General features: G+C 42.5%; 25 protein-coding genes. 10 read left to right on the forward strand and 15 right to left on the reverse strand.

Annotated elements, in window-relative coordinates:
* Nucleotides 1–20: 20 nt before the first annotated feature.
* Nucleotides 21–1,196, reverse strand: a complete 1,176-nt coding sequence (locus tag MKY93_RS14740) for an acetyl-CoA C-acetyltransferase (RefSeq protein ID WP_340759844.1) — start codon at nt 1,194–1,196, stop codon at nt 21–23.
* A 28-nt stretch (nt 1,197–1,224) separates the two neighbouring features.
* A complete protein-coding gene (locus MKY93_RS14745; protein ID WP_221835812.1) occupies nt 1,225–3,609 on the reverse strand; it encodes a 3-hydroxyacyl-CoA dehydrogenase/enoyl-CoA hydratase family protein in 2,385 nt (794 codons plus the stop codon).
* Between the two features lie 216 nt (nt 3,610–3,825).
* Between MKY93_RS14745 and MKY93_RS14750 the strand changes: the two genes are divergently transcribed.
* Both MKY93_RS14750 and MKY93_RS14755 read left to right on the forward strand, forming a co-directional pair.
* Nucleotides 3,826–4,146, forward strand: coding sequence for a thioredoxin family protein (locus MKY93_RS14750; RefSeq protein ID WP_009498153.1), 321 nt, complete (start codon nt 3,826–3,828; stop codon nt 4,144–4,146).
* Nucleotides 4,147–4,202: 56 nt separating this feature from the next.
* Nucleotides 4,203–4,718, forward strand: a complete 516-nt coding sequence (locus tag MKY93_RS14755; protein ID WP_340759849.1) for a C39 family peptidase — start codon at nt 4,203–4,205, stop codon at nt 4,716–4,718.
* Here the strand turns inward: MKY93_RS14755 and MKY93_RS14760 are convergent.
* Nucleotides 4,707–5,594 (reverse strand): 5'-3' exonuclease, encoded by an 888-nt coding sequence (locus MKY93_RS14760; RefSeq protein WP_340759850.1) that lies wholly within the window; start codon nt 5,592–5,594, stop codon nt 4,707–4,709. The genes MKY93_RS14755 and MKY93_RS14760 overlap by 12 nt on opposite strands.
* Before the next feature lie 110 nt (nt 5,595–5,704).
* On the opposite strand from MKY93_RS14760, the gene MKY93_RS20455 reads away from it, so the two are divergent.
* Together MKY93_RS20455 and MKY93_RS14775 are read left to right on the forward strand one after the other, a co-directional pair.
* Nucleotides 5,705–6,199, forward strand: a complete 495-nt coding sequence (locus MKY93_RS20455) for a hypothetical protein (RefSeq protein ID WP_009498156.1) — start codon at nt 5,705–5,707, stop codon at nt 6,197–6,199.
* 52 nt (nt 6,200–6,251) lie between these two features.
* Nucleotides 6,252–6,827, forward strand: coding sequence for a hypothetical protein (locus MKY93_RS14775; RefSeq protein WP_221835810.1), 576 nt, complete (start codon nt 6,252–6,254; stop codon nt 6,825–6,827).
* Nucleotides 6,828–6,878: 51 nt separating this feature from the next.
* Here MKY93_RS14775 and MKY93_RS14780 read toward each other — a convergent pair whose 3' ends face one another.
* From MKY93_RS14780 to MKY93_RS14790, 3 genes are all read right to left on the reverse strand, one after another.
* Complete coding sequence (locus MKY93_RS14780) at nt 6,879–7,604, reverse strand: ZIP family metal transporter (RefSeq protein WP_340759857.1); 726 nt, start codon at nt 7,602–7,604, stop codon at nt 6,879–6,881.
* Nucleotides 7,605–7,725: 121 nt separating this feature from the next.
* Nucleotides 7,726–8,412, reverse strand: coding sequence for a DNA alkylation repair protein (locus MKY93_RS14785; protein WP_078818016.1), 687 nt, complete (start codon nt 8,410–8,412; stop codon nt 7,726–7,728).
* Between the two features lie 276 nt (nt 8,413–8,688).
* On the reverse strand, nt 8,689–9,264 hold the full coding sequence (locus MKY93_RS14790; protein ID WP_078818015.1) for a uracil-DNA glycosylase: 576 nt from the start codon (nt 9,262–9,264) through the stop codon (nt 8,689–8,691).
* Between the two features lie 183 nt (nt 9,265–9,447).
* Between MKY93_RS14790 and MKY93_RS14795 the strand changes: the two genes are divergently transcribed.
* Complete coding sequence (locus MKY93_RS14795; RefSeq protein WP_078818014.1) at nt 9,448–9,888, forward strand: cell wall hydrolase; 441 nt, start codon at nt 9,448–9,450, stop codon at nt 9,886–9,888.
* 273 nt (nt 9,889–10,161) lie between these two features.
* Here the strand turns inward: MKY93_RS14795 and MKY93_RS14800 are convergent, their stop codons facing one another.
* Together MKY93_RS14800 and MKY93_RS14805 are read right to left on the reverse strand one after the other, a co-directional pair.
* Nucleotides 10,162–11,778 carry a flavin-containing monooxygenase gene (locus MKY93_RS14800; protein WP_340759859.1) on the reverse strand — a complete coding sequence of 539 codons (1,617 nt, stop codon included), beginning with the start codon at nt 11,776–11,778 and terminating at the stop codon, nt 10,162–10,164.
* A gap of 24 nt (nt 11,779–11,802) precedes the next feature.
* Entirely contained in the window at nt 11,803–12,735 is a 933-nt protein-coding gene (locus MKY93_RS14805; protein WP_078818012.1) for an alpha/beta hydrolase, read from the reverse strand.
* 182 nt (nt 12,736–12,917) lie between these two features.
* Between MKY93_RS14805 and MKY93_RS14810 the strand changes: the two genes are divergently transcribed.
* A complete protein-coding gene (locus tag MKY93_RS14810) occupies nt 12,918–13,607 on the forward strand; it encodes a helix-turn-helix domain-containing protein (protein ID WP_340759860.1) in 690 nt (229 codons plus the stop codon).
* A 272-nt stretch (nt 13,608–13,879) separates the two neighbouring features.
* The gene (locus tag MKY93_RS14815; RefSeq protein WP_340759861.1) at nt 13,880–14,818 is read left to right on the forward strand and encodes an urea transporter; all 939 of its coding nucleotides are present in this window, start codon (nt 13,880–13,882) and stop codon (nt 14,816–14,818) included.
* A gap of 219 nt (nt 14,819–15,037) precedes the next feature.
* Here MKY93_RS14815 and MKY93_RS14820 read toward each other — a convergent pair whose 3' ends face one another.
* Nucleotides 15,038–15,175: an ImmA/IrrE family metallo-endopeptidase gene (locus tag MKY93_RS14820; protein WP_340759862.1), complete on the reverse strand. Its 138-nt coding sequence runs from the start codon at nt 15,173–15,175 to the stop codon at nt 15,038–15,040.
* Between the two features lie 243 nt (nt 15,176–15,418).
* Here MKY93_RS14820 and MKY93_RS14825 point away from each other — a divergent pair, with 243 nt between their 5' ends.
* The 3 genes from MKY93_RS14825 to MKY93_RS14835 all read left to right on the forward strand — a co-directional run bounded on the left by MKY93_RS14825 (nt 15,419) and on the right by MKY93_RS14835 (nt 18,193).
* Nucleotides 15,419–16,396: a tRNA dihydrouridine synthase gene (locus tag MKY93_RS14825; protein WP_340759863.1), complete on the forward strand. Its 978-nt coding sequence runs from the start codon at nt 15,419–15,421 to the stop codon at nt 16,394–16,396.
* Between the two features lie 169 nt (nt 16,397–16,565).
* Complete coding sequence (locus MKY93_RS14830) at nt 16,566–17,021, forward strand: MarR family winged helix-turn-helix transcriptional regulator (protein WP_078818008.1); 456 nt, start codon at nt 16,566–16,568, stop codon at nt 17,019–17,021.
* 5 nt (nt 17,022–17,026) lie between these two features.
* Entirely contained in the window at nt 17,027–18,193 is a 1,167-nt protein-coding gene (locus MKY93_RS14835) for an MFS transporter (protein ID WP_340759864.1), read from the forward strand.
* Nucleotides 18,194–18,309: 116 nt separating this feature from the next.
* Here MKY93_RS14835 and MKY93_RS14840 read toward each other — a convergent pair whose 3' ends face one another.
* The 6 genes from MKY93_RS14840 to MKY93_RS14865 form a co-directional block, all read right to left on the reverse strand.
* Nucleotides 18,310–20,193: an acyltransferase family protein gene (locus tag MKY93_RS14840; RefSeq protein WP_340760937.1), complete on the reverse strand. Its 1,884-nt coding sequence runs from the start codon at nt 20,191–20,193 to the stop codon at nt 18,310–18,312.
* Between the two features lie 312 nt (nt 20,194–20,505).
* Entirely contained in the window at nt 20,506–21,987 is a 1,482-nt protein-coding gene (locus MKY93_RS14845; protein WP_340759865.1) for an S-layer homology domain-containing protein, read from the reverse strand.
* Between the two features lie 84 nt (nt 21,988–22,071).
* Nucleotides 22,072–23,433: an S-layer homology domain-containing protein gene (locus MKY93_RS14850; protein ID WP_340759866.1), complete on the reverse strand. Its 1,362-nt coding sequence runs from the start codon at nt 23,431–23,433 to the stop codon at nt 22,072–22,074.
* A gap of 189 nt (nt 23,434–23,622) precedes the next feature.
* Nucleotides 23,623–24,696 carry a S26 family signal peptidase gene (locus MKY93_RS14855; protein ID WP_340759867.1) on the reverse strand — a complete coding sequence of 358 codons (1,074 nt, stop codon included), beginning with the start codon at nt 24,694–24,696 and terminating at the stop codon, nt 23,623–23,625.
* Nucleotides 24,693–25,196, reverse strand: a complete 504-nt coding sequence (locus tag MKY93_RS14860) for a sigma-70 family RNA polymerase sigma factor (protein WP_340759868.1) — start codon at nt 25,194–25,196, stop codon at nt 24,693–24,695. The genes MKY93_RS14855 and MKY93_RS14860 overlap by 4 nt, the downstream gene beginning before the upstream one ends.
* A gap of 20 nt (nt 25,197–25,216) precedes the next feature.
* A complete protein-coding gene (locus MKY93_RS14865; protein WP_221835794.1) occupies nt 25,217–26,506 on the reverse strand; it encodes a polysaccharide deacetylase family protein in 1,290 nt (429 codons plus the stop codon).
* Nucleotides 26,507–26,536: the final 30 nt, after the last annotated feature.

Here is a 26,536-nt window from a genome sequence, read left to right on the forward strand (position 1 = left end):
TGTTTCTCCCATTTTTTTGTTTATAAAACTTCAAATACCCCTGCAGCACCCATTCCGCCACCGATACACATCGTGACGACACCGTACTGTTTGCCTTGACGCTTCAATTCATTGATTAATTTCAAAGTCAACACCGTGCCCGTTGCACCTAGCGGGTGACCCGTAGCGATAGCTCCCCCATTGACATTCACTTTGTTCGTATCGAGCCCAAGATGGCGAATGACCGCGAGTGATTGGGATGCGAATGCTTCATTCAATTCCCAAAGATCGATATCTTCAACAGACAGACCCGCAATCTTCAATGCTTTCGGAACCGCTTCAATCGGCCCGATTCCCATGATTTCAGGTGGGACACCGCCTACCGCAAATGAACGGAATTTTGCTAGCGGTTTCAATCCGCGCTGCTCCGCAACTTCGGAATCCATTAACAGGACAGTCGCTGCTCCGTCAGATGTCTGAGAAGCATTCCCCGCTGTAACAGAACCTTTCGCATTAAATGCTGGACGCAACTTGCCTAGTACTTCCGTTGTCGTTCCTGGACGTACCCCTTCGTCCATTTCGAACAATACGTTCTTTTCCTGATAATTCCCTTCAGCATCAACAAAACGTTTGACCACTTCGACTGGTACAATTTCATCGACAAACTTGCCCTCTTTAATCGCTGCTTCTGCACGCTTATGTGATTCCACTGCGAACGCATCTTGATCTTCACGTGAAATACCGTATTTCTGCGCCACTTGTTCCGCTGTGTGGCCCATTCCCATATAATACTCCGGCGCTTCTTCTGCTAATTTGAAGTTCGGGCGAATCGTATTGCCCATCATCGGTACCATACTCATCGACTCTACGCCGCCTGCGAGAATCGCTTCCGAATGACCAAGCATAATTCGTTCCGCTGCATAAGCGATCGACTGCAGGCCTGATGAACAGAAACGGTTAACCGTCACAGCAGGTGTCGTATCTGGCAACCCTGCAAGTGCGCCGATATTACGCGCTATGTTCATTCCTTGTTCTGCTTCAGGCATCGCACAGCCCATGATCAAGTCATCAATCGGCCCGTCGTATCCTCCTGCACGCTTCAATGTTTCCTTTATCGTCAACGCCCCGAGATCATCCGGACGGACAGTTGCCAAAGAACCTCTTCCAGCTTTACCAATCGGTGTTCGAGCACCGGCTACAATTACTGCTTCGCGCATTCTGTTTCCTCCTTTATCCTCTTCCTCATCAGTTACGTAACGGTTTGCCCTTCACAAGCATATGCTGCATACGCTGCTGTGATTTCGGCTCTGCCACCAAACTCAAAAATGCTTCGCGCTCGAGATCCAATAAATACTGCTCATCCACACGCGTACCGAATGGAACCTTGCCGCCCGAAATAACATATGCCAGCTTCTTGGCAATCTTCAAGTCATGGTCGCTAATGAAACCCGATAGATACATTCCTTCCGCAGCTAACAGCAATGTCGCGTAGCCTGAGTCGCCCGTGACGGGAACTTGCGTCTTTTTCGGTGGCACATAGCCTGCCTCATACAATGAAAGTGCCGCTTGCTTGGCATCGTAAATCTGATGATCCGCATTGACGCTCACTCCGTCCGCAAAGTCCAAGAAGTTGTTTTCACGCGCTTCATCAGCAGACGTTGAAACTTTCGCCATCGCAATGGATTCAAATACTTTATTGGCAATATTTTGGTAATCAATTGGCACACCATTCGGCAACCCTTTCAGATGCTTCTGATATAGGTTGACGTTTCCGCCGCCGCCAGGAATCAAACCGACTCCGACTTCCACAAGCCCCATATATGTTTCCATAGAAGCTTGGATATGAGCTGCTGGTAAACAAACTTCTGCACCGCCGCCTAGCGTCATTTGGAAAGGCGCTGCCACGACCGGCTTACCGCTGTATTTAATTTTCATCATTGCGTTCTGGAATGAACGAATAACGAAATCGAGTTCAAAGATATTGTCATCTTGTGCTTCCATCAAAATCATCCCGAGGTTTGCACCGACACAGAAGTTTTTCCCCTGATTTCCGATAACAAGTCCCTTGTAGCTCTTCTCCACTTCATCCACCGCGAAGTTGATCATCTGAATGATATCCAGTCCGATTGCATTGGATTGGGAGTGAAACTCTAACAATGCCACCCCGTCCCCCAAGTCTATCAAGCTAGCGCCTGAGTTCTTCTTGATGACACCATGTTTCTTTTTATAGCGCTTCAAGTCAATCGCCTTTTCATTCATTTGAACTGGTGTGTACTCTGCGCCATCGAAATAGTAGAGATCTCCGTCTTCTTCCTTATAGAAAGTTTCATAGCCTTTGTCTAGTAATGACTGAACAAAAGTAGGAATCTCTTTCCCCTGTTCTTTCAACAGTTCTACGGATTTACGGACACCGATTGCATCCCAAATTTCAAATGGACCTTGTGACCAGCCGAAGCCCCACTTCATCGCATTATCAATCGCTACAATGTCGTCTGCGATTTCACCATGAAGTTCAGCGGCATACAGCATCGCAGGTGTCAATGTGTGCCACAAAATTTCACCTGCACGGTCTTTTGCGTAGATCAATGTCTTCACTTTATTGGCAAGCCCTTTTTGCTGTTTCGCCATTTCAATTGAAGACGCTTTCATTTTCTGCGTAGGTACATATTCGAAGGTTTTGAGATCCAGTTCTAAAATTTCGCGACCCTCTTTTACATAGAAACCTTGTTTCGCTTTTGCACCGATCCAACCATTTTCGACCATTTTCGTAACAACGTCGGGCAGTTCAAAAATTCGTTGTTCTTCACCTGTCGTTTGATCATAGACATTTTTCGCAACATGCGCGTATGTGTCTAGTCCAACTACGTCCAATGTACGGAATGTTGCCGATTTCGGGCGTCCAATCAATGCCCCCGTAACAGAATCAATCTCACCGATCGAATAACCGCGTTCCAGCATTTCATGCAATGTCACTTGCAAACCGTAGGTCCCAATGCGGTTCCCAATGAAGTTCGGAGTGTCTTTTGCAATAACTACGCCTTTACCGAGACGATTTTCACCGAATGTCGTCATGAAATCTACAACTTCAGGCGCTGTAGTTTGCGTTGGAATAATCTCTAGTAATTTTAAGTATCTTGGTGGATTAAAGAAATGTGTACCAAGGAAGTGCTTTTGGAAATCTTCCGAACGTCCTTCTGCCATTGCTTCAATGCTAATCCCCGATGTATTAGAAGAAATGATCGTGCCTGGCTTTCTTACTTTTTCGATCTTTTCATATAAACTCTTTTTAATATCCAAGTTTTCAACGACTACTTCAATAACCCAATCTACTTCTTGCAGTCGTTCCAAGTCGTCCTCAAAGTTCCCTGGAGTAATTAATGATAGATTTCTCTTTGTTGTCAGAGGAGCTGGTTTTTGTTTCAACAATTTGTCCAATGCCGTAGCTGCAAACTTATTACGGAATTTCGGATCTTCGTACGTTAAACCTTTCGCTTCGTCATCGGCACCCAATTTCGGTGGTACGATATCCAGCAAAAGAACAGGAATCCCAATATTGGCTAAATGTGCTGCAATACCAGAACCCATAACACCAGATCCCAAAACTGCCGCTTTTCTAATTTGATAAGTCACGTGCAATCCTCCCTTTATCTTTGAATGAACACTCATTCATTTATAGCGTAAAAAAAATACGCGTTGCTTATAAATACTAGTGTAAATCATTTGAAACTATTTCGCAATATTTAAATCGTATTTAATCAGACTTTTTAAAATGTATTGAAAGAAGCAATAAAATACCCAACTACTTCAAAACATTGTACACTATCATATGAATGGAGGCGAGCATACATGAAAGAAATAAAATCGACAGAAGAATTCAATAACATTATAGCTAGTGACAATCCGGTCCTTGTAAAATTTGAAGCAGATTGGTGCCCGGACTGTAAACGGATGGATATGTTCATTGATCCAATCGTAGAAAAATATGATACATACACATGGTATGAAGCAGACCGTGATGTGTTACCAGAAATCGCAGAAAAATATGAAGTGATGGGCATCCCCAGTTTATTGATTTTCAAAGACGGAGAAAAGCACGCACATTTACACAGTGCAAATGCAAAATCACCTCAACAAGTAACTGAATTTCTTGATGAAGTGAAAATTTAATGATAAACAGCGCTGACTTCTGTCAGCGCTGTTTCTGCCTATAGGAGGCGATCATTTTGTCTAAATTTATTGAAGTACAAGGTAAATCCCAACACGACATAGATATTAAACCGTCCTATCGCGCTTCCGCTTGCGGTCCTGTCACAGCCTTCGTGTTATTGCGGCATCTTTTTCCTTCCCGTCAACTTCCTGACATCAACGAATTGTATCGTCAACTCGGCGGAACAAAAATCGGGTTGCCCACATGGCGTTTCATCCGAAACCTTGATCGAATGCTTGGTCCAGACTGGCACGTAAAAGTGTGTGATGTGAAAGAAGCGATGCATCAACTTGAAGAAGGCCGTCCTGTCGCATTGAAGTTCGATAAATGGTTCCGATTAAAATGGCGAGGTCGTTTTTCATATGACTATCATTGGGTTGTACTAGTCGGCTACGACTATATAGAAGGTATCTTGCATCTGCTCGTCCATGACAACGGAGGCAGAAATCGACCGAGCATCGTTCAAACCATCCCTTATGAGCCGAATAAAAAAATCCTGACTTTTGTCAAAATCGAACCGTCAAAACGGTGAAACGGAAAGCCCTTGCCGTGCAATCAATGAATAACCTTGCTGATCCATCAACCTCGCACGGTCTTCCGTGAATTCCGGAATGATCAATTGCTCAAGTGGATCATCAAGTGTCAATTCACAATGAATCGTTGCCAACTCTCTTGAAAGCATGAGCATCTCTTCATCCGCATCGATCTTCTTTCGCACCCCTGCAGTCAATTCTTCCCGCGCGGCGAGCACCCCGTCTACAGACCCATATTGCTGAATTAACTTCAATGCAGTCTTCGGGCCAATCCCCTTCACTCCTGGATAACCATCACTCGAATCCCCAGTAAATGCTTTCATATCAATAAACTGAGCTGGAGTAATCCCATACTCTTCTATAAAACGAGCTTCATTGTATTCATCATACTGCGTATATCCCTTTTTCGTGAACGCGATGGACACATCAGGTCCCAATAACTGCAATAAATCCTTATCTCCCGAAACGATTGTCAGTTTCGCCTCATTTTTCCACGTTTTAATCATCGACCCGATTAAATCATCCGCTTCCATATTCGGAATGCCGTAATTTTTCCATCCTAACGTTTCCGATACTTCCCTTGCCATATCAAATTGGGGAACCAACTCAGGCGCCGGTGCTGGTCGATGCGCTTTATAATCCGCAAATAGTTCATTACGAAAAGTTTTTGCTCCCATATCCCAGCAAACCGCCATATGTGTCGGCTGAAATATCGAAATCGCGCTCATTGTATGGCGTGCAAATCCTTGTACTCCGTTTGTTGGAATATCATTCGCATTGCGAAAAAATTGGCCGCTATGTGCCGTCGCAAAAAACGAACGAAACAACAAAGCCATTCCGTCGATCAGTAAAATATGAGGTTTTGTTTCATTCATTCTTGTCCACTTCCTTTCCTCTAGTCTATCACAGCACGTCTGTTAATAAAGAGAAAGTCAAAAGCCCCGATTGTTGCATATGATAGAGCGAGCAGAAAAGGAGTGATGTTTTGAATCCACAAGATGAATATATGTGGTATCCGCAGCAAAATTGGTCTGGCAATAGCTTTACCGGGTTCCCGGGATGGAATTCTCCGCCTTTTGGTCCGTCATTTCCGCCTTGGCAACCTGGATTCCCAGGACAGCCAAATTTCCCGAGCTTTCCAGGGTTTCCATCTCAACCGGGATTTCCGGGACAGCCAAGTTTTCCAAATCAACCTGGACCGCCCGGACAAGGAGGCCAGGCAACGGCACCCACCACACCACCGCCAAACCAAATACCCAGTTATCCAGACGTTCAATTATTTGCAGTAGATCCAGGAGCCATCTCAGGCTGTCTGTTCCGATTCACCTATGTTTGGACTTCGAGATTTAGAGGGTTCTGGTTCTATCCAACCTTCGTCGGCAGAACATCTGTCGCAGGCTTCCGTTGGGACTCACGCAGAAGGCGCTGGGAATTCTTCGGGATCGATTTACAACGCATCGATTCATTCCGATGTACGTGAAGAAGATACAACGAAATGTTTGGCAGTGTTTTAAAAAAGAAGGAGTGATGTTTTGAATCAGTCAGATGGACATATGTGGTATCCGCAATTGCCTGAAGGGTATCCAGGTCAGCAATATGAAGCATATCATCATACGAATCGTCCCTCACAATTTCCACCTCATCAACAAGGATGGCCAGGTGGCGGTTATCCCGGTGGAGGTGTACCAGGTTATCCACCTCCCGGACAGTCGTATCCGCCTTGGCAACCTGGTTATCCCGGTCAACAACATGGATTTCCAAATCAACCCGCTTTTCCTGGATATCCATCCCAACCTAATTATCCAGGTTTTCCTGGACAGCACGGGCAACACGGTGGTCAAAATCAACAAGGTCCACCAACATCACCACCGCCGAGCCAGACACCGAACTATCCCGACGCACAATTACGTGCAGTCGACCCGGGCGGCATAGCAGGATGTCTATACCGCTACACGTACATTTGGACTTCTAGAAACAAAGGATTCTGGTATTATCCAACCTTTGTCGGCAGAACCTCGATCGCCGGCTATCGCTGGGACCCGCGTCATTATCGATGGGAATATTATGGAATGGATTTGAAACATGTAGATACTTTTCGTTGTACTTGAAGAAAACCTGGCGGAACTTCGCCAGGCTTTTTTGATTAGATGTGAGCACATCTAGTGTAAAAATAGAAGATAGGCAGTGAGTAAGCCAAACGCAATACAGACAATGACCGCACTATACATATTGGAGGAATGCTTAATAGAAGCAGGCAGAATTTCCTTCATCGTCACCATATAGATCGAGCCGACCGTTACACTTAATAAAAAAGCTGCCAGTAAATTGCTTTGCATGCCCATCCAATTGCCGATGAATGCCCCTAACGCAACAGGGGCTGCAATGAAAACAGATAGAAGAAACAACTTATAAAGTCGCACCCCTGCAACAAACAAAGGTGTAAATAATATCATACCTTCAGGAATATTATGCAAAATTAATGCCTGCAACAACGCTAGACCAAAGGGAAAATGCTCACTAGTTGCCAAAACCATACCCATCGGCAAATTATGCATTGAAAGGATCAACACCAAAAATACACCCATACGAAGACTTTGACGGTGATCATTCTTCTTTGAATGTACCCTATTCCGATAAAACGCTAGATGAATGATCTCAAACAGAAGTACACCTACTAAGAAACCAAATACAAAAACGAGAAAATTTCCTAGCGCTATGGCTTCCGGCGTGATTTCCACACTAAGTAAGGATAGCAATAATCCCACACACACAGCATAAATTGCACCCACACTTCTCTGAAATCTATTAATTAACGCTACAATAACACCGCCTACATTAACACCAGCAACTGTTGATAGAAAACCAATCAACCAGATAGGTACCAATAAACCATCCTTTTGTCGTTTGTCTTTATGTTTATATGGGAAGGCAGCCCAGATTATGCTTTAATTTCATGCGACTAAACAAAAATGAAATGTTTAATTGTCATTGATCCATTTAATCGTTCTACCGCCGTTTCATGCTGCGGATTATACTTTTTGATTCCTTGTCTACGCGATACGATTCGATGATTTTTTGCAAGGCTTTGTTATAAGTGAACTTATCTAATGAATTGTTACTCCCCAGATATTCCATTGTCGGTTCAGGAAGCTTCACGTAACACATAGAAAGCGCCCAAGCAACTGCCATTTTGACGTAATAGCCGTCATGTTCTATATGATCCAGTAAAGCGAGCACCTTCCCTATATAAAGCGGTTCAATATAATAGTTTAGAAGCATAACAACTCCAAACCGAAGCTCATAGTCTTTATCCGAAGTCAGATAAGATTGCAAAAATGTCCATACACGTTCTTTATGGTTCTTTGTAACTTTAAGTGTTGTACAAAAACTATCGCATACTGACCAATTATCGATTTTAGGAATAAAAGCCGCTACATATGAAAGTACTTCTTCAATATCAGCATTCACATAACCAATGACCAGTCCCTGCAGCATGACTTCTTCGAAATATTCGTCTTCTGCCGTTTCAAGATATGTACGCCAGTCATCTTTCACTATCCGTTTTGCGAGTTTGCGAAGTTCCGGCATTCGCACACCTAATACATTGTCGATATTCGGGATAAGTGCTGAGGCAAACTTTTGGTAATCCGTGTCGATGCACTCATGTATTTGTTTTCGGATCGTATTTTGCATTGGAACTCTCCTATACTTTGATTTCATTATTTGTAAGTACCAAAATTTGATAACGTTCTTCGATATGTACCAACTATACAAGATAAGCTAAAGAATGGGTCAATATCAACTGCGCGTTGCTTTTCGTTCCAGGCCGACGCTTTACACTCCAAGCGACTGAGAATTACAAAGTATAAAATCATTTATTCAACTTATATAATATTATTATCCGTCAAAAAAAGACAAATTGTTATGTAGACTATGCAGCAAATACGATTATTTGCTGCATCGTTCTTCCTACTGTATTTCATGAAGCTTGTTCGCAACCAACGCTACATCTTCCGCAAGCAACGGATATAGATTCGGCCGGCGTCTCACAGCGAGCGGATGGTAGGCCACGGCTGTTTGATATCCTCTTACTTCATGCCAAGTACCACGTAATCCTTTTACTTCAACTTCTGGATTTCCGAAAAAAGATTGTACGGCAACATTTCCCAAACATAATATAAGTGCTGGCTTTTGTTTGATTAATTGTTCTTCTAAATGTTGCATACAGATAGTTCGAGTTCGCTCTTTATCATACTTTCGTAGCGGTCTTCTTTTTAGAATATAGGTTACATACAGCTGATCTTGATGTAGGCCAGCTTCATAAACCGCTTTCTGTAAAGTTTGCCGTGTTCCGCAAACCATCGGGCTCCCTTCCCGACCTTCGCGAGCACCCGGATTATCGAGAACGATCATGATGGGTGCATTCGAATTCCCTTCACCCCAAACCATTCTTGATCCTTGGCAATAAAGACCGCATTCTTGGCAATCAATCTGACTCTTTGGCGTTGGTTCTTCAGGCCATATTTCGGGACAGAATGAATTCATTTGTTTCACTCTCCTATTGAAATAGAGTTCCACCTTTCGATTGAACTATACAAATAACGATAATTAGATAAAATATATTATCAGGTTTTTAATTCGGCAGCTTACCCTATTTCATTTTAATAAAATGATGTGATATGACATAACGGAAAGCTTTTTTTCATACACTATATTTGGGGTGAAAAAATGCCAAGAGTAAAATACCGAGATTCAGACATTGATTTAATGGCCAGGATGATGAGGGCAGAGGCTGAAGGTGAAGGTAAACAAGGCATGTTGTACGTTGGAAATGTAATTGTGAATCGGGCTATAGCAGATTGTTTAGACTTTAACGACGTCCGATCAATAAACGATGTCATTTTTCAAATACAAGGAGGAAATTATTCATTCGAAGCAGTTCAAAAAGGAAACTTGTTTTATCAACGAGCAAGATCTTCTGAAAAAAAATTAGCGAAGCAGAATCTAGACTATTGGAGAGAACATCCAGCGCACTTCGCCCTTTGGTACTTTAATCCATACGCTCCCTGTCCTCCAACATGGTATGGTCAACCGTTTACTGGCCAATTTAAAAGCCATTGTTTTTATGAGCCAGCACCGGGAACATGTGAGAGCGTTTATATTGGTTAATTGATTTAAACGAGGATCAGTTGAAACAAACAACAAACCTTTACTATTCCTTTGTTTTATATACTACATTCTCATAAATGAAAAGGGAATTTCCTGGTTCCAGGAGTTCCCTTTTTTATGCTCTGTTTTTGATTTTCGGACAACAAACCAAAAACCCTCCAGTCATCTATTATTCTGGAAGGTTTCTTTGTGTGTTTTATGGAGATTGTAGAAGTCATTCTGGACTAATTGCGGACTCTTATCTTTATGATGGATTTAAATATTTTCACGATATTATACTGTGTCATAGACCTTTTCAAATTCAAACCCATCATATTGATTGGCGGCCACTTCATCACAAATTTTACGGTAATTATCAAGCCCCCCAACATAGATCACAAATCCTCTTTGAGTTCCATCGATATTGGCTCCTGTATACCATGAATTCGTATGTGGGAATAATGTGCTGTTTGCTATATCATCACATTGCTTCCCCCATGTTATTTCTGCTTGTCTTTGCGCTTCAATCGTTTGTAAACCATTGGACTCAATATAGCCTATACACTGATCTATCCAATCAACATGCTGTTCAATTGCAGATGGCATGTTCGTAAGAACCGATGGACTTTGCGGCCCTGTTATCATAAAGAAGTTCGGGAAATTTTCCATCGTCAATCCAAGATATGTTTTAACTTCTCGTCCTTCTCCCCATTTTTCTTGTATCGTTTGTCCATTACGACCCTGTATATTTAATTTTAAAAGAGAGCCCGTCATCGCTTCATATCCAGTCGCAAAAACTATGACATCACATTCAATCGTTTCATTGCGAAGTTTTACGCCATTTTCTACAACACATTCTATCGGATTGTCTTTTAAAGGAACTAGATGAACATGCTCTTCGTTAAACATCTCATAAAAATTTGTTCCAATAATTAAACGCTTTGTTGTAATATAATAATCCGGATGTAACTGCTTTGCTGTATGTTCATCTTTTATAATTTCATCAATTTTATTTCGGACAAACTGCGAGACTACAAAATTTGTTTCCTTATTGACGCCAACGTCCGGATATACAGCCCCTAACGCAAGTCCTCCTGTTTTCCACACATGATCTAATGTTTCTTTTTGTTTTTCTGCTGAAAATTCTATTGCTGATTTTCCTGTCGTGGACAAGTGTATGCCACCAGGGGTTGTAAAGAAAGCATCTCGAATCTTAGGATAATTGTTAAATGCATCTTCTTGTTGTTCTTTACTTAATGGATGATTACGCGCCTCAGCCACATAATGAGGAGTGCGCATCAATAGCGTGAGCTCTTTTGCTTCCTTTGCTATTTCTTGCATGGTCTGAACTCCGCTTGAGCCATTACCAATGACTACAACTCGTTTACCGGTGAAGTCGACTTTTGAATGCGGCCAACGCCCTGTATGATACTTTTCACCGCGAAATGTATCGACACCTTTAAACGGCGGTATATTTGTCGTGGATAAACATCCAACCCCGCTGATGAAATACTTAGCTTCAAATTTTTCATCTGTGTCAGTCTTAACTTCCCAACTTTTCGTCTCGTCATTAAAGGATGCTTCCATCACGCGCGTTTTAAATTGAATATCAGGTCGTAAATCAAGCTCGTCTGTGACAAAATTCAAATACTCCAAGATTTCTGGTTGAGAGGCATACCGATCCTTCCAGCTCCATTTCTTATACAACTCTTCGGAAAATGTAAAATTATAAAAAATAGAATCAGAATCGCATTTTGCTCCAGGGTAACGGCTCCAATACCACACTCCGCCGACTCCATCTGCAGCCTCTATTACAAGGACAGATAGTCCACGTTCTCTCAGCTTGTGCAGCATATACAGCCCAGCAAAACCGGCTCCTACAACTATTGCATCATATTGTTTAGCTTCCATTCTTAAACCTCCATCCCGAATAATTTATTTCGAAGGTACTAAGCTTAAAAATTTAGCAATTGTATCTACTGTTGTTTTTGTTTCTTCTGCGAAAACCGCCATGTTACTGAAGTAGCCATGAATACTGCCATCTAATTGAAGATATTCTACTGTGACACCCGCCTCTTGTAATTTGTCACGATATTGAACCCCTTCATCTACTAACACATCATTCTCAGCCGCTATAATAATCGTTGGTGGTAAATTGCTTAAATTTTCATGTAGCAATGGGGAAATTTTCGGATGTTTAAACTCTTCTTCATTGTTTATATAGTACTCACCAAACCAAATCATTAAGTCTTTATCCAGACCAAACCCTTCTGCAAATTTTTCATATGATGGAGTTGTAAAATCTAAGTTGGTTACAGGGTAAATCAAAGCTTGCGCTGTAATGGCAGGACCATTATTTTCTTGACTGAGGATCGCCATAACCGCTGCAAGGTTCCCGCCCGCAGAATCCCCACTAACAACGATATCATCCGCGATTGCATTTAATTCAGAAGCATGATCATTTGCCCAGCATAGCGCTGCATAACTATCTTCAACCGGCACAGGAAAGCGGTATTCCGGCGCTAATCGATAATCAACCGAAACGACAACACGACCTGTTTGTTCCGCCAACAAACGACAACCTGCATCAGATGTCTCCAGGTCACCAATCACCCAGCCGCCACCATGGTAATACATGAGTAGCGGGAAAGGACCTTGTCCGACCGGTGTATAAATACGTACACCGATTTCTCCATCGTGTACTGGTATTTTTCGATTTTCAACCTTTGCTACAGGGGGTACCTCGATTCCTTGCGGAGCAGGGACTGCGCCCATTGCATCGCGAACTTGTTGAGCAGTTAAGCTTTGAAGAGTTGGACCACTATAAAATGCCTCCAAATATTGTTTTGCATTGTTTGATAATCCCATTTCGCCAACTTCCTTCCCTATATTTATTTGCATCGGTTTGTATGCAATCCTAGTATAACCAAATTACACTATTGAGAATATTCCGCCTTTTAGTTATACTACTTCATACTATCGGTTACTTTTTGGGCTGCGCTACTACTTTTCTATGATGAAACATATCTTTGGATAAGGGGGATGATACGATGCAATTCACTACTTGGACTGTTGAAGAAAAATTACAAAAAGCTTTGGTACTACCATCGCAAGAAGAGCAAATATGCCATATTCTCATGAGTTTTGGAGAGATCTTTGTCGCTGAAAGAATCTCATTCTATCGATTTAGCCCGATTGGTTATGTGGGAGAAGGCGTAGCACAGCTCGAAAATGGAGATCTTCAATCGATCTCCTATATACGAGATGATATTCGTTCATTGCCCGTCGTGAAAAAAGCAGTGACAGAGCGAAAGGCTCACTACTATTCTGGACAAGACATCATTACACTCATTTCAAGCCGCTATAATCGTGACGTACCCTTGCACGCATTGACTGTCGTCCCCATTCACGTAAACAATCTGACCATTGCTTATATCGTCAGCGAATATATGAATCGCGTTTCCCCAACGGATGGACAAACCCTAGAGTTACTGACACATTTCGGCAGTCTAGCTGGCAGAGTACTGATCCAACCTCAAAAGATTTCTCATCCCAAACTAAGCCCGCGTGAAAACGAAATTTTACGAGCCCTTGCCAATGGCTTCTCAACAAAGGAACTAACAGATCTATTATCGTTGAGTGAAGCGACGATTAAACAATATATTAAATCAGCTTTCGTTAAATTGGGTGCGAAGAATCGAGCGCACGCTGTTTCGATTTATTTGGCTCCTGAAATATGAATTCCTACGCCTGATTCATGAAACAAACAGGAATCCCCCAACATTCACGTTTGTTTGAACGATCACGATTGTCAGTGCATAGGCAACTAAATCTCTTCCTCTCCATTTTAAACAACCCGAACTGCAAATAACATGACTAAAAATTGTTTATAATATCACTTACAAATCCCATTGCAGAAAAACATAAACGTTAACTGACATTGGAAATACTGATAAGATGATTATCATAGCTCGTTGTAGGGTAAATGTGGGGAAAAGGGGAATTATTCAACATGAAAAATGAAGGAACGATAGGAAGCGGAAAGAGGTTTCCTTTTCTCTTGGCGACGATGAAAGGTATCTCACAAGTAATCCTCATCGAAAATTGGTTGACAGGTTTGCTCATATTGACTGCAATCACGATCACCTCACTGGAGCTCGGCGTGATTGCATTTCTTTCAGCAGCAATCGGCACACTTACCGGACGGATCGGGGGAGGAAATCGGGAGAGCGTAGAAAAAGGACTGTATGGATATAATCCCATGTTGACAGGAATGGCGCTCCTTCTATTCCTGGAAGGTCCCGCAAGCTGGGGGATTGCTTTATTCGGGGCCGTTATTGCAGCCGCGTTTACCGCTTCAATGATGACACTTTTGCAGCCCACCGGCATGCCGACATTAACCTTTCCTTATATCGTGACGACCTGGCTATTATTATTATCTTCGTATAGGCTGGATACGTTCAAATTGACCGATGAAACAGTGCCACAGGATTTATCGCATTGGAAGCTGGAAATCGCCGGGAAAATCCATTGGCCGAGCGCTTTCCTTGATGGAGCCGGTCAGATTTTCTTCTTGCAAGGTATGGCTGCCGGATTGCTGATTTTTATTGGAATCTTTATCGCGGGATGGAAGTTAGGGCTATACGCAGTCGCTGGTAATATAATCGGCATATGCGCTGCATACCTCCTTGGAGCAGAACATTTGCTCATCGATGCCGGGCTGTACGGCTACAATGCTATTTTGACAGCACTCGCGGTCGGCGTCGTATTCCGTGAAGGGACAAACCGGCTGGCGCCTTACACTGCTATCATTGGTTCCATTTTGACAGTGCTATTCATTGCAAGTATCGATACCGCTCTTTTACCGTTCGGATTGCCGGCTTTGACCATGCCATTCGCTCTAAGTACATCGATTTTTATCGGCGCACGAAAAATGATGCAACAACCCTGACGACCCCTTTAAACTTATTTCAATTACACAATGGTCAAACAGGTTAGCGAGCCGATAAATATGATTTAAACGCCTGCGCAACATCAAACACGAATGTTTAAATTGTAATGTTTGTTTTCTTGAGCAAACTAATCTAAACAAGATAAAAAGACCGTCGATGTCTTCACATCAGACGGTCTTTACAGGTTTCTACAACTTGCCTGTCACAGAAGAAATTATCTAACAAGCATCGTCCTCTAAAGCTCTATACGATTTTCTATCTTGCATATTGAATTTCACTTTATAGTGCAATAGCAAATGTCCTAATTCATGCGCCAAGTCGTTTCTCCTAGTAGATGATTTTTTAATGGCCTTCACATAATATAAAGCTGATCATCTTCTGTCCAAAGACTATACGCATCAATGGTTTTCCCAACTTCTTACTGTCGTCACATAAAAAACATGAAATACTGCCTGTTGCTATATCGCTTAAACATGCTTGAACGTAGTATAATAGTTCATTCAGGGTCGCCAATCGAGTAGTCACGCTGATCCTACACGATTAGAACCTTCCGGAATCCGGATTGGTCAATGAAATGAATGAATTTAGGAGGATAACAAATGAGTAACGAGGATAATTTCTGGCTTGATTTACCGAAGCCGTTTTTTATATTGGCACCAATGGAAGACGTCACGGACGTGGTGTTCCGCCACGTCGTCAGTGAAGCAGGAAAACCTGATGTATTTTTCACGGAATTTACGAATACGGAAAGTTATTGCCACCCTGACGGAAGAGACAGTGTGCGGGGCCGGTTGACCTTCACGGAAGACGAACAGCCGATTGTAGCGCATATCTGGGGAGACAAGCCAGAGTATTTTAAGCAAATGAGCATCGATATGAAAAAACTCGGTTTCCGTGGCATTGATTTAAATATGGGATGCCCGGTACAGAACGTTGCGGCAAACGGAAGAGGAGCCGGTTTAATACGGCGTCCTGAACTAGCGGCAGAAATCATTCAAGCTGCAAAAGCCGGCGGGTTACCGGTCAGTGTAAAAACAAGATTAGGTTATATCGAAGTGGACGAGTGGCGCGATTGGTTGGGACATGTATTAAAACAGGATATCGCGAACCTTTCCATTCACCTTCGTACGAGAAAAGAAATGAGTAAGGTCGATGCACATTGGGAATTGATTCCTGAAATCAAAAAAATGCGAGATGAGATTGCACCAAATACATTGTTGACGATTAATGGAGATATTCCAGACCGCGCAACAGGATTAAAATTAGTAGAACAATACGGAGTCGACGGTGTCATGATCGGCCGCGGTGTGTTCACAAATCCATTTGCTTTTGAAAAAGAACCGAGAGAACACAGCGTGAAAGAACATCTGGACTTATTGCTCCTGCAATTGGAGCTTCATGACAAATATTCAAATGAAATCGGACCGCGACCATTTAAACCGCTTCTACGCTTCTTCAAAATCTATATACGCGGATTCAAAGGAGCAGGCGAATTAAGAAACCAATTGATGGAAACCAAAACGACGGATGAGGTACGCCGTTTAGTGAGACCGTTTTTAGAAATAGAGGAAGAATGAATTAAGCAGCGAAGGTACTTGCCCCGTAAACAATCTTGAATTGTACGGGGCAAGTACCTTTTTTAATTGACTTCCCTCAAACAACCCCGTAGTATATTAACTGTTTACAACACATTTACTTTAATGATTAAACAATATAATAATTAAAGTAAATAGAAGGAGCATATATATGGAACGGCATATTCATTTTCAAGACTTTGAAAAATGGTTTTGGCAATTATCCAGGAAAATGGAGAACGTATGGAAAGACATTTATACAAAAACCTTTCCTGGCTCACAATCTCGCATAATGTACTTACTTGAACAAAACGGGCCATTGCGAATGTCCGACCTGGCAAACGAATTACATATTACTGCAGGTGCTGTCACGACCGCTTCCAATATCCTTATTAAAAATGAGTATATTATGCGGATTCGAAATGAAGAGGATCGGCGTGTCGTCCATTTAGATTTAACGGAAAATGGGAGAAGGAAATTAAATGAACTGCGGGAGACAGGAAAAGAGATGATGAAACTTGTATTCAAAGACCTGTCAGATGAAGAGCTAAAAAATATGCTTGCCGCTTTTAAACAAGCCTCCGCCAACATAGACTCTATGCAGGATCCCCAGTTTCAAAGGAAGTGATGTATATGACAAGAATCAAAATGTTGAAACCGACCATTTTATCGATCTCCATGGCTACTGTCATGGCGGGCGCAGCCATCTCCCCTGCGCTCGGCCTGATTGCTCAAGCCTTCCCTGAAGCAAGTCCAACGATGATTAAGCTCATCTTAACGGCTCCGTCAATCATGATCATCCCTTTTTCATTTCTATCGAGTTATTTAACATCCAAAATAACAAAACGGATGATTATTTTGATTGGTCTGTTGATTTATTTAATCGGCGGGATCGGCCCGCAATTTGTCTCAACTATCGAATCCATATTAATGCTGCGGTTAATTTTAGGGGCAGGTGTCGGACTCGTCATGCCGTTGTCGATGACATTGATTAATGATTATTTCATCGGCAGAGAACGAACGAAGATGATGGGGTTTAATTCCGCCTTCAGTAATTTCGGTGGGATTATCACGATGTTGCTGGCAGGATGGCTCGCTACTTTCAGCTGGCGTGTTCCATTTAATGTCTATTGGCTAGGGCTTTTCATTATCATTTTAATATTCTTCTTTTTACCGAAAGGGGAAATTCAAAAACCGCAATCACACGAAAAGAAGGTAAAACTTCCTCTTGCGGTATACGGCTATGCGCTCGCAATGGGCGGTGTGATGCTTGCTTATTATTCAATCGCCACCAATATTGCGCTCTATTTAGAGCAGAGTGATTTGGGTGATGCCGCTTTAGCGGGAACGATTGTATCATTCACAACTGTCGGCGGAATGATTACGAGTTTACTTCTCGTTCAAATTGAAGTTATTTTCAATAAATTTGTCATCCCTGTTATGCTCTTTGGGATGGCTGCCGCTTTTTTATTTCTATCTTTCACGCACAGCATCCCGCTTATCATAGTAAGCGTTTGTTTGATTGGATTCGGCCAGGGTGCTATATTTCCGACTATTATCTTACAAGCACTCAACCAGGTAAAGCCGTACCTGGCAGACCGCGTAATCGCCTGGACGTCCAGCATGACATTTTTAGGTCAGTTTTTATCGCCAGTTATCCTGGACGGCATCGGTAAAATGGCAAACCAGGGAAGCATCCGATTTCAATACGGCGTACTTTCCGCATCGGTTTTGTTTTTTGTTGTGTTAAGTATATTTTTAATCGCAAGGAACCGGAAACAAGATTTTTCTGTAGAATGAGATACATCTAAACAATTTTGTTGAATTTCTCCGCGACGAATTCCATGCAAATCAAAAAGCAGGCATGCCTGCTTTTTGATTTATCCTTATTCTGTTAACTAAATTATCAGTTATCTCTACATTGATAGATGTACCTTTTTAAATGCCTGCTCCAAAGGATCCCTCAAAGCGGGGGCCAACGACTTTGAATACTCCGCTGTAATATGGTTATTATCTCGATATACAATAATATTCCCAATGACTGGATAGCATGTCTTATCATCACAGAAGTAATCCGTCAGGTCGGCAAAAATGACATTGGAAGGTATACCTTCTGTGTTTTCCCATGGCACGACCTCTGATACGCCGTCTGACCTGTCGATTGCACAATCCAATGGACTTCTCGCACTTTCTAAACAGGCTGGTATTTTCTTTTTCATGCGGGGATTGTCGCGCACCGCAAAAATCTTCGTAATCCCTTCGAGTTCTTTCCATTGATTGATATAACCAAGCGGCACTTTGTCGCGTTTATTTAAAGTCGCTGTAGTGAATATCAAATCAGGTGGTTCCTCTTTTAACTCCTTGATCAAATTTTCATTCCACTCTAGACACGTTTTGGTTAAATGATTTTCAGGATCTTCGTCGGTAAATCGGCAACCGTCATGATTGTACAGATCGATCCGAAAATTCAGCTCTTCCGCCACTATTTCAAGCGCTGGAAACCAGTGTCCTGAATGAGAGCCGCCTACTAAGGCAAGAACATAGTCAGGTTTGTCTAAAACACCATACGAACACTTTCTCACCTCAGTACGATCTTGACCGAGACATTCCGTATCCTCATAGAAACTCGGAAGATCCGTCTTAATTGCCAACGGAGAAGGAATCAAATCAAGTCCTTCCGGTGGTTTAACATTATACAGAATCGATTTGGCTCCTGGATAATCTTTATCGTTCTGGGTCAAATTGAGCATGCTCGCCTGTGTTTTCTGTATATACATGGAAATGGAAAATATCGAGCTAGCCGCGAAGACTAGCAAGATGCCTAGCACTGTCACGAAATTCCCTTTCTTCTTATCCCATTTCATCATCAAAAAGGGGGGTTCTAGCTGCTTAGTGGAAATGATGGACAATAATAACGTGAACAACAGGATGATAATTCCATCTATGATTGGAACAGTCGTCGTTTTCATAAAAGCACGGTAGAAAATCAACAGCGGCCAATGCCATAAATAAATCCCATACGTAAGACCGCCTAAATAGGTGAAAGGCTTTGTGCTTAGCAGACGATCCACACCGAGCTTCGTGCTATTTTCAGCTGAAATCAAAATGAACAATACACCGCTTATTGGAACCAAAGCCAAATAGTCAGGAAACACAGTCGACACAGGTAATAAGATGCCTGTTAGACAAATAACCGCCAGCCCGCCCCATCCGAGGACGGTGTTGAACCTTTTATTGAAAATCAGATAAGGTGAAATTAAGGCGAAGATCCCACCTATGCTAAATTCCCACATCCTTGCGAACGTATCGAAGTATGCCCATGGTTGATTGATATGTGTTTGGTAAACAGAATAAGCCAGTGAACCAGCGAAAACGACAAGCTGCGCTGTAAGAAACGTTTTACGCACAGGTGTTATCAAGACTTTTTTCGCGATAAAAAAGACGAGACAGATAAAGAGCGGCCAAATAATATAAATTTGCCCCTGAATACCAAGTGACCAATAATGTTGAAATGGACTTGCGGAATTCTCTCGCGCCAGATAATCCACCGAATCAAATGCCAGCCGCCAATTTTCATAATAAAATGTTGAGGCCGCCATATGCGCGATGATTTCGCTCCATTCAATTTTCGGCAAAAATACGAGACACATAAATCCGATGACGATCGAGACGAACAATGCTTGAGGGAACAACCTTCTCGCAATGCCTAGTATGAAATCGAAAAATTTTACGGATCCGGTTTTCTCGATCCTGGTCAAAAGGGATAAAGTGATGAGATAACCCGAAATGATGATAAATATATCGACTCCACCGGATACTCTGCCTAGTCATATATGATAAACAGCGATGAGCAGAGTTGCGATGGTCCGTACGCCTTCAATCTCTGGTCGAAATCTTTTTTTGGTCAATTTTAAATCTGTCATACGCTTTCTCCATCCTATTAACTCTGATACCTAGCCCCTGCGCTAGTCAAACACTATTCTAAAATGCATACACTCTTAAATGAACCTGTTTCATTTGCTTGAAAAAAGAATGTGACGCTTGGCATTTCATAGACCAACATAGATTTTACGCAATTGTGCAGACTAGATACTATTTTGTTTCCCCTTCTATTACATATGTGTGTCCATCAATTCATAGATCTCGACTTGAATAATGGGACCCATTTCTTGAACGCGAACATGGAGTCCCATCAGATCAAGTTTTTTATGATCGGGCAGCTTAATTTCAACCGCTCCTGCTTTCTTCCCTACAACATGGAACATATTAGTGCCCTCGTCTCTAGTGATTTCAGCGATCTGCTCGGAGCCTTTCGGCAGTATATGCTTTCCTATATCGTAGTTTGCTCCCAAATCCAATGACGCGTTCGGTCTTTCCTCCAATACTTTAAAACTGAATTTAAAACTTGGAGCTGAACTTACCGCTTCTAATCCGTACCGTACTTCCTTTCCGTCTTCAAAACGGATAGTAGCGATGTATCGACCCGGCTGATCAATCACAATATGGACGTTGCGATACTTCCCTTCACTATCGTCATCGTTGTCGACGCAATCTGAGGGACTGAACGAAAGACATTTCGTGAACTTCATATTATCGGTAATCTTCTTTCCGTCCATCGTGGAAAGGGAAATGTTTTGGACAGGTCCTTTATTCTCCACACCGATCGCAACCGGCGAAGGAAGAAAATCTTCTGTTCGCTCTAACGTCAGCTTCAGTTTTCCGTTTACTTCTTTGACATGTACATAATATTTCCGATAAAATTTCTTATCCGGATTTCCTGAATACACCAATGCGGCCTTGAATGTACCGTCCCCTTCTTTAAGTGGGACTAAATGGATTCTATCTGTTACACCACCGGTTGGTTTGTTTTTTCCTTCCACGGCTTGGTAGATACCGGTATCCTTATGATTGGAATCATACATTTTAAATTGATCCCAACCGAAGTCGCTAGCCTTCACCGTAACAATCTGTGACTTCGCTTCTTCCGTTGCTTTCATCATTTTGGCCGCTTGTCCTCTTGTGATAGATGTGTTCGGGCTGAATCTGTCAGGAGATGTTCCTGTAGTGATACCAAGTCTATAGATCGTCAGAATGTTCGGGTCGTGGCCTACTCCTCGGTGTACATCTTCGAATGGACTTTTATATGAATTGAAGTTATAGCGCGGCAAATCGAACGCTTTGACAAGAATCGAAGCCATCTGCGCCCGTGTGATGGGATCGTTCGGACCAAAACGTCCATCTCCATAGCCGCTGATGATGCTTTTTTCTGCCATGGCTGCAATTGCTTTGTAGTAGCCATTCGCTTTCGGAACGTCTTTAAATCCTGGATCCTTCAATTTCGAAGTATCTAATTTAATAAGCTTTGCAATAATGGCAGCTGCCTGTCCTCGCGTGATAGAGTTTCCGGGTTTGAATGTACCATCCGGATAACCTCCGATTATATTACGTTCTGCCAGGTCATAAACTGCTTCCGCAAAGTGTTTTGACGGCGGTACATCTGAAAATTGTTTTGTACTTGTTGCGAATGTGCCCGATAAAGGCAAGCTGCATAGGAGCAATAACGCTCCGATTATCATAAGTAGTTTCTTTCTCATTCGAACTCTTCCTTTCGTTGGTGCCTGGCTCCCGCTAAAGTCCGCATGCTTTCCTCGAATTATAGCGAGACCTGGCATTCGAAGTTATTTCTTCAGCGTATGTGTCTTTCCTTTCGTGTCTGTCACGATCAGCTGCATTTCCGTAACCCGCATGTCTTTCCCAATGACATTCGAAAGTTTGCTAGTCTTTTTATCAAGCAGACTATACTTATAGACTCCTTTTTTATTGAAGTAGTACATTGTTGAATGATCGAACAGCACAGATTTATTGTTTTGGTTTACCTGTACATGATTAGGTGTAAATGCCACATTATCAAAGATTACACGCGCATCAAAGCCATATTCTTTCTTCTTGCCGCTGCCGTCCATCGCTGTCGAATAAAGGACGAGCGGATCATCTATAACGGGTTTATCGGGGTTAAATGTATAATCAAAATAGCGCTCTTTATTCTTCTCATTTGTATAATAAATCCGGTCATTCCAAATGAACATATTGCGGAATGTATAGCCATACGGCTGATTCATCAACACTAGATTCTGACCGTCTGTTTTCACTTTCATCAACCCGTACGCGATAGGTAGTTCGCTCATCTCTCCGACCGCTGACCAATAAGGAATGAAGATTTCGTCATTGTATACGATGAGTTGGAAACCTTTCAGCAAGTGCACTTGGAATGTATCATCGCTTGGGATATTTTCTGGAATTACAATGGCTTCGCGTTTGCCTGTCTTTAAATTCTCCTTAAACAACTTGGAATTATACCCTTCTTTAGCAATAGTGTACGAGAATCCATTCTGTTCAACCGTCTTGCCTTTTACGCCGACATATGAATGATAGGCGCTGAGTTTCTGCGAATCATCGAGCGCTCGTACGAGAAATGCTGAGAATTGGGCGCGTGTAACGTAATCTGCCGGCATATATTTACCTTTCGAACCACCAGCAACCCGCTGTTTCGCGATTCCATTAATATCCTGATAAGCCCAGTGAGCCGGAGTTACGTCAATAAATGTTGCCTGTTTATCGAGCGGCATATTAAATGACCGACGCAGAATCGCGGCCATCTGTGCACGTGAAGTTTTCTCTCCGGGACGTATATAGCCGTTATCGCCGCGTAAAATTCCTAGCTCATTCATTGTCGCTAAGACCTGATAGTGAGGAGATGTTTTCGCCACATCCTTAAATTCAGTAGACGTATCCTCCGACAGCGAAAGCTTCAGTGCTTTGGCAAGCATGGAGGCTGCCTGTACCCGCGTGATCGGCTGATTTGGTTTGAACGTGCCGTCCGGATAGCCGCCAATAATATTGCGGTCGGATAAATATAGGATTTCTTTCTTTGCCCAATGCGTATCTACATCTGAAAATTGAGCAGCTGCACGCGCTTGGATTGGAGCAGCTGAGGTAACGAGTAACAAAGTCATCAATGCAGCAATAAATTTACTTTTCATTTGATAGTCTCCTTTTAAAGTTATTTGCACAAAAACGTATAAAGATTGAATTTCGCACGGATATCTCCATTTAATCACGGTGAATGTGTGGAAAACCAAGTTGGCGTGCCAAAATGGCGAGCGGTTGGTTGACGGCTTCTATTTTTGAACAATTGCCAACCTGATTTTCCTCAGCAAACATCGTTTTAGTTAATCTGCTATCAGCCAGCGTCCCGAATCCGCATCACGCTTCATCGTAAACACATGCTCTGCGACGCCTTCGCGTCCATATTGATAGCGAATTTCTACTTCATTTTCGGAAACAGGGTACACTTTCCGATAGGAGGCTTCCAAAAATAGCTCACCTAATCGGTTGATTTGAGTAAATGCCGGTGTTTTCGACAAATTATCCAAGCCTAAAAGCGAGTCGTATAAATACAAATCGAAATATTGTTCCGGTGTATATTCCTCGCTAAGCTCTCCGGCCAAATAATCCAAATACATCGAATTTGTGCGCTCCTCTGTCGCAATGCCTACCACTTGCCCGTAAATTTTGTGCACCGGCGTAATCGTCCCACCTTGAACCGTTTCCCTTGCCGGAAAATGGTTCAATAAAAAATACTCCCGCGCATTCAACAGCTGATCGTAACCCCCTGCAATCGTGATCTCTTGGTCTTGATAACGCTCCATAATTTCAGATCGCAGCGGTTTCCCATTTACTTTCAGCTGTCCTTTTTCAAGCACGACACGATCACCCGGGACCGCAATGACCTCGTAATAGACATCATCATAGGTTGGTAAATGGCTTGTCGTATTTGTCATCGTGCGCACAATATCACCGGCCTGATACACAATATCATCAAACAGATTTGTTTTACGCTCCATCACTGTATGAAAAGTATCTGTACTCCCGTCTAATAAAAATGTCTCTTTATTTATATAATGCAGATCGTCGACTTGATCAAAATGGGGCAGTTCGGCAAATTCTTCATAATCAATCACTGACAGTTGCTGTTTTTTCTGCAATGCAGAAATTTGTGCCAAGTCATTTAACGGATCATACGGAATACCGGGCCCCTCATCAGAAGAAAGCAAATCAGAAGGGTTCAAAGTGACCATAAGGAGTATTGCAACTATAGGAAGCGCTGCTGTGACAAACAGCACTTGCCATGAAAACCTCTTAGCCGACGGCCGTAGTTTCTCATGTACACGCTGTTTTACCCGCCTTTCCTGCTCCGACGTATCGCCCATCATTTGATCTAGCTTCTCTTTGAAATCGCTCAATTCTTCACTACCTCCCCGTCCTCTTCATCAAAAAATTCCTTTAGTTGCTGCTTTGCCCTTCGCAGTCGTGTTTTCACCGTATTTTCATTCAGTTGCAAATAAGTTGCGATTTCCGTTATGGATTGCTCATCATAATAAAATAATATTAAGGGCTCGCGGTATTTTAATGGAAGTTGGAAAAGATTTTTTTCAAGTGAGGCCAGTCGCTCTTGCTCAAGCACTACCTCTTCTGCACCTTTTACCGAAGTACTAATCGTTTCGAACAGCACATCTTTTTTATGCTTCCAAGAACGCAAATAATCTTTCGCACGATTGGCTGTCATTTTAGTCAAATATGTTTTCAGTGAAGCTTCATTGCGAAACTGGTCACTCTTTTGAAAATACGTTACAAATACTTCTTGTACAATATCCTCAGCTGTCGACCAATTTTTAACGTACAAATAAGCGATGCGTATTAAATAACGCGAATGCTCATTGATTAATTGATCAATTTCATTCATTTACGAAACCTCACCCTTTTCTATTGCCACGTCATGTCCCCATCCACATACGCCGCAAACTGCTCAAATGACCTTTTTTCTGTCATTCCAAATCGACTTACTTCATAATTCGAAACGTCTATAGTTGCATAGCCTTCGGTGGTTGTAAAGCCAATTAATAGCCCTGCCTCTTTAGCCGCCGCGATAAATTCTTCATTATAATGTCCATATGGATAGGCTAATGATACGGCCGCCGGCACTTGTTCCATATTCCGCTGCAAGTCCGCAAAAATCTCTTCTTTTACATGTTCTAGCGCAATTCCAGTACCCAATTCTTTATTAAGATTATGCAGTCCATATGTATGCGCTTCGAGTTGGAAAACATCTGTTATCTCTTTCATTTCTTCAGCTGTCAAAAACTGTATCGGACCTTCCGCGTCATAACGTTGTATGCCTTGCGCTCTGTATGTACGAGAAGAGATAATGTGCTGAAGCGCGGTAAACCCATATTGCTTCAAAATCGGATACGCATATTCTTTTGATGATAATAAGCCATCATCGAAAGTAATGAGCACCGCCTTGCCAGGGACAACGAGACGTCCTTCCAAATAATCATAAAGCTGCTGTGCCGTCAGCGTCTCAAATTGACGCTCCGCCAAATACCCCATCTGCTGCTCAAAATTTTCTAAAGAAACGGTACTTGCCATTGTTTTCATCCAATCACGGGGCACGATATGATGGTAGACAAGAACCGGCAACCCTTCGTCCAACACAACGGAGCGCTTGTCAATATATCCCGGCCGTTCACCGATTTTTACGATATACCAATCTTCTTCCTCCTGTACGATTGGATAGCGATAACCTTCTTCCAACTGGGCCAAGACGGTACTCTGTAAGTCCTTATCATTATAAACCGCCGTCTTTCGAAGCGTTTTTACCGCAGCCAACCGCTCCGTTTGTACAAATACCGGCAGCTTCTTTTTTTCAATCGTCCCCTGACCCTTACGAACAAATACCGGCATTTTTCCTAACCGAAGCTCATAATACTCCTCATCTTCACCTGTAATGGCAACCGGCTGATTCGCCTCCAACTCGCCAATTCGAATGAAAGTCGCTCCCTTCATATATATCGGCTGGCGCTCTACAAGTGTCAGTACCCGCTCAAATTCTATCTCTTCAACTGTCTCTTCTTTTTGAATAAGTTGCGCAAACACTCTTCCAGACTGCTCATCAACAAATGAAGCCACAGCCATATTCCATTTTGCGCCACCCCCCATTATAAATAAAATCAAGCCAATAAGTAACAGCCCAATAAAAACCATTTTCTTCATACCTATACCTCCACTGTCATCTAAGCAACC

Source organism: Sporosarcina sp. FSL W7-1283, from assembly GCF_038003105.1.
In the GTDB taxonomy this organism is placed as follows: Bacteria; Bacillota; Bacilli; order Bacillales_A; family Planococcaceae; genus Sporosarcina; species Sporosarcina newyorkensis.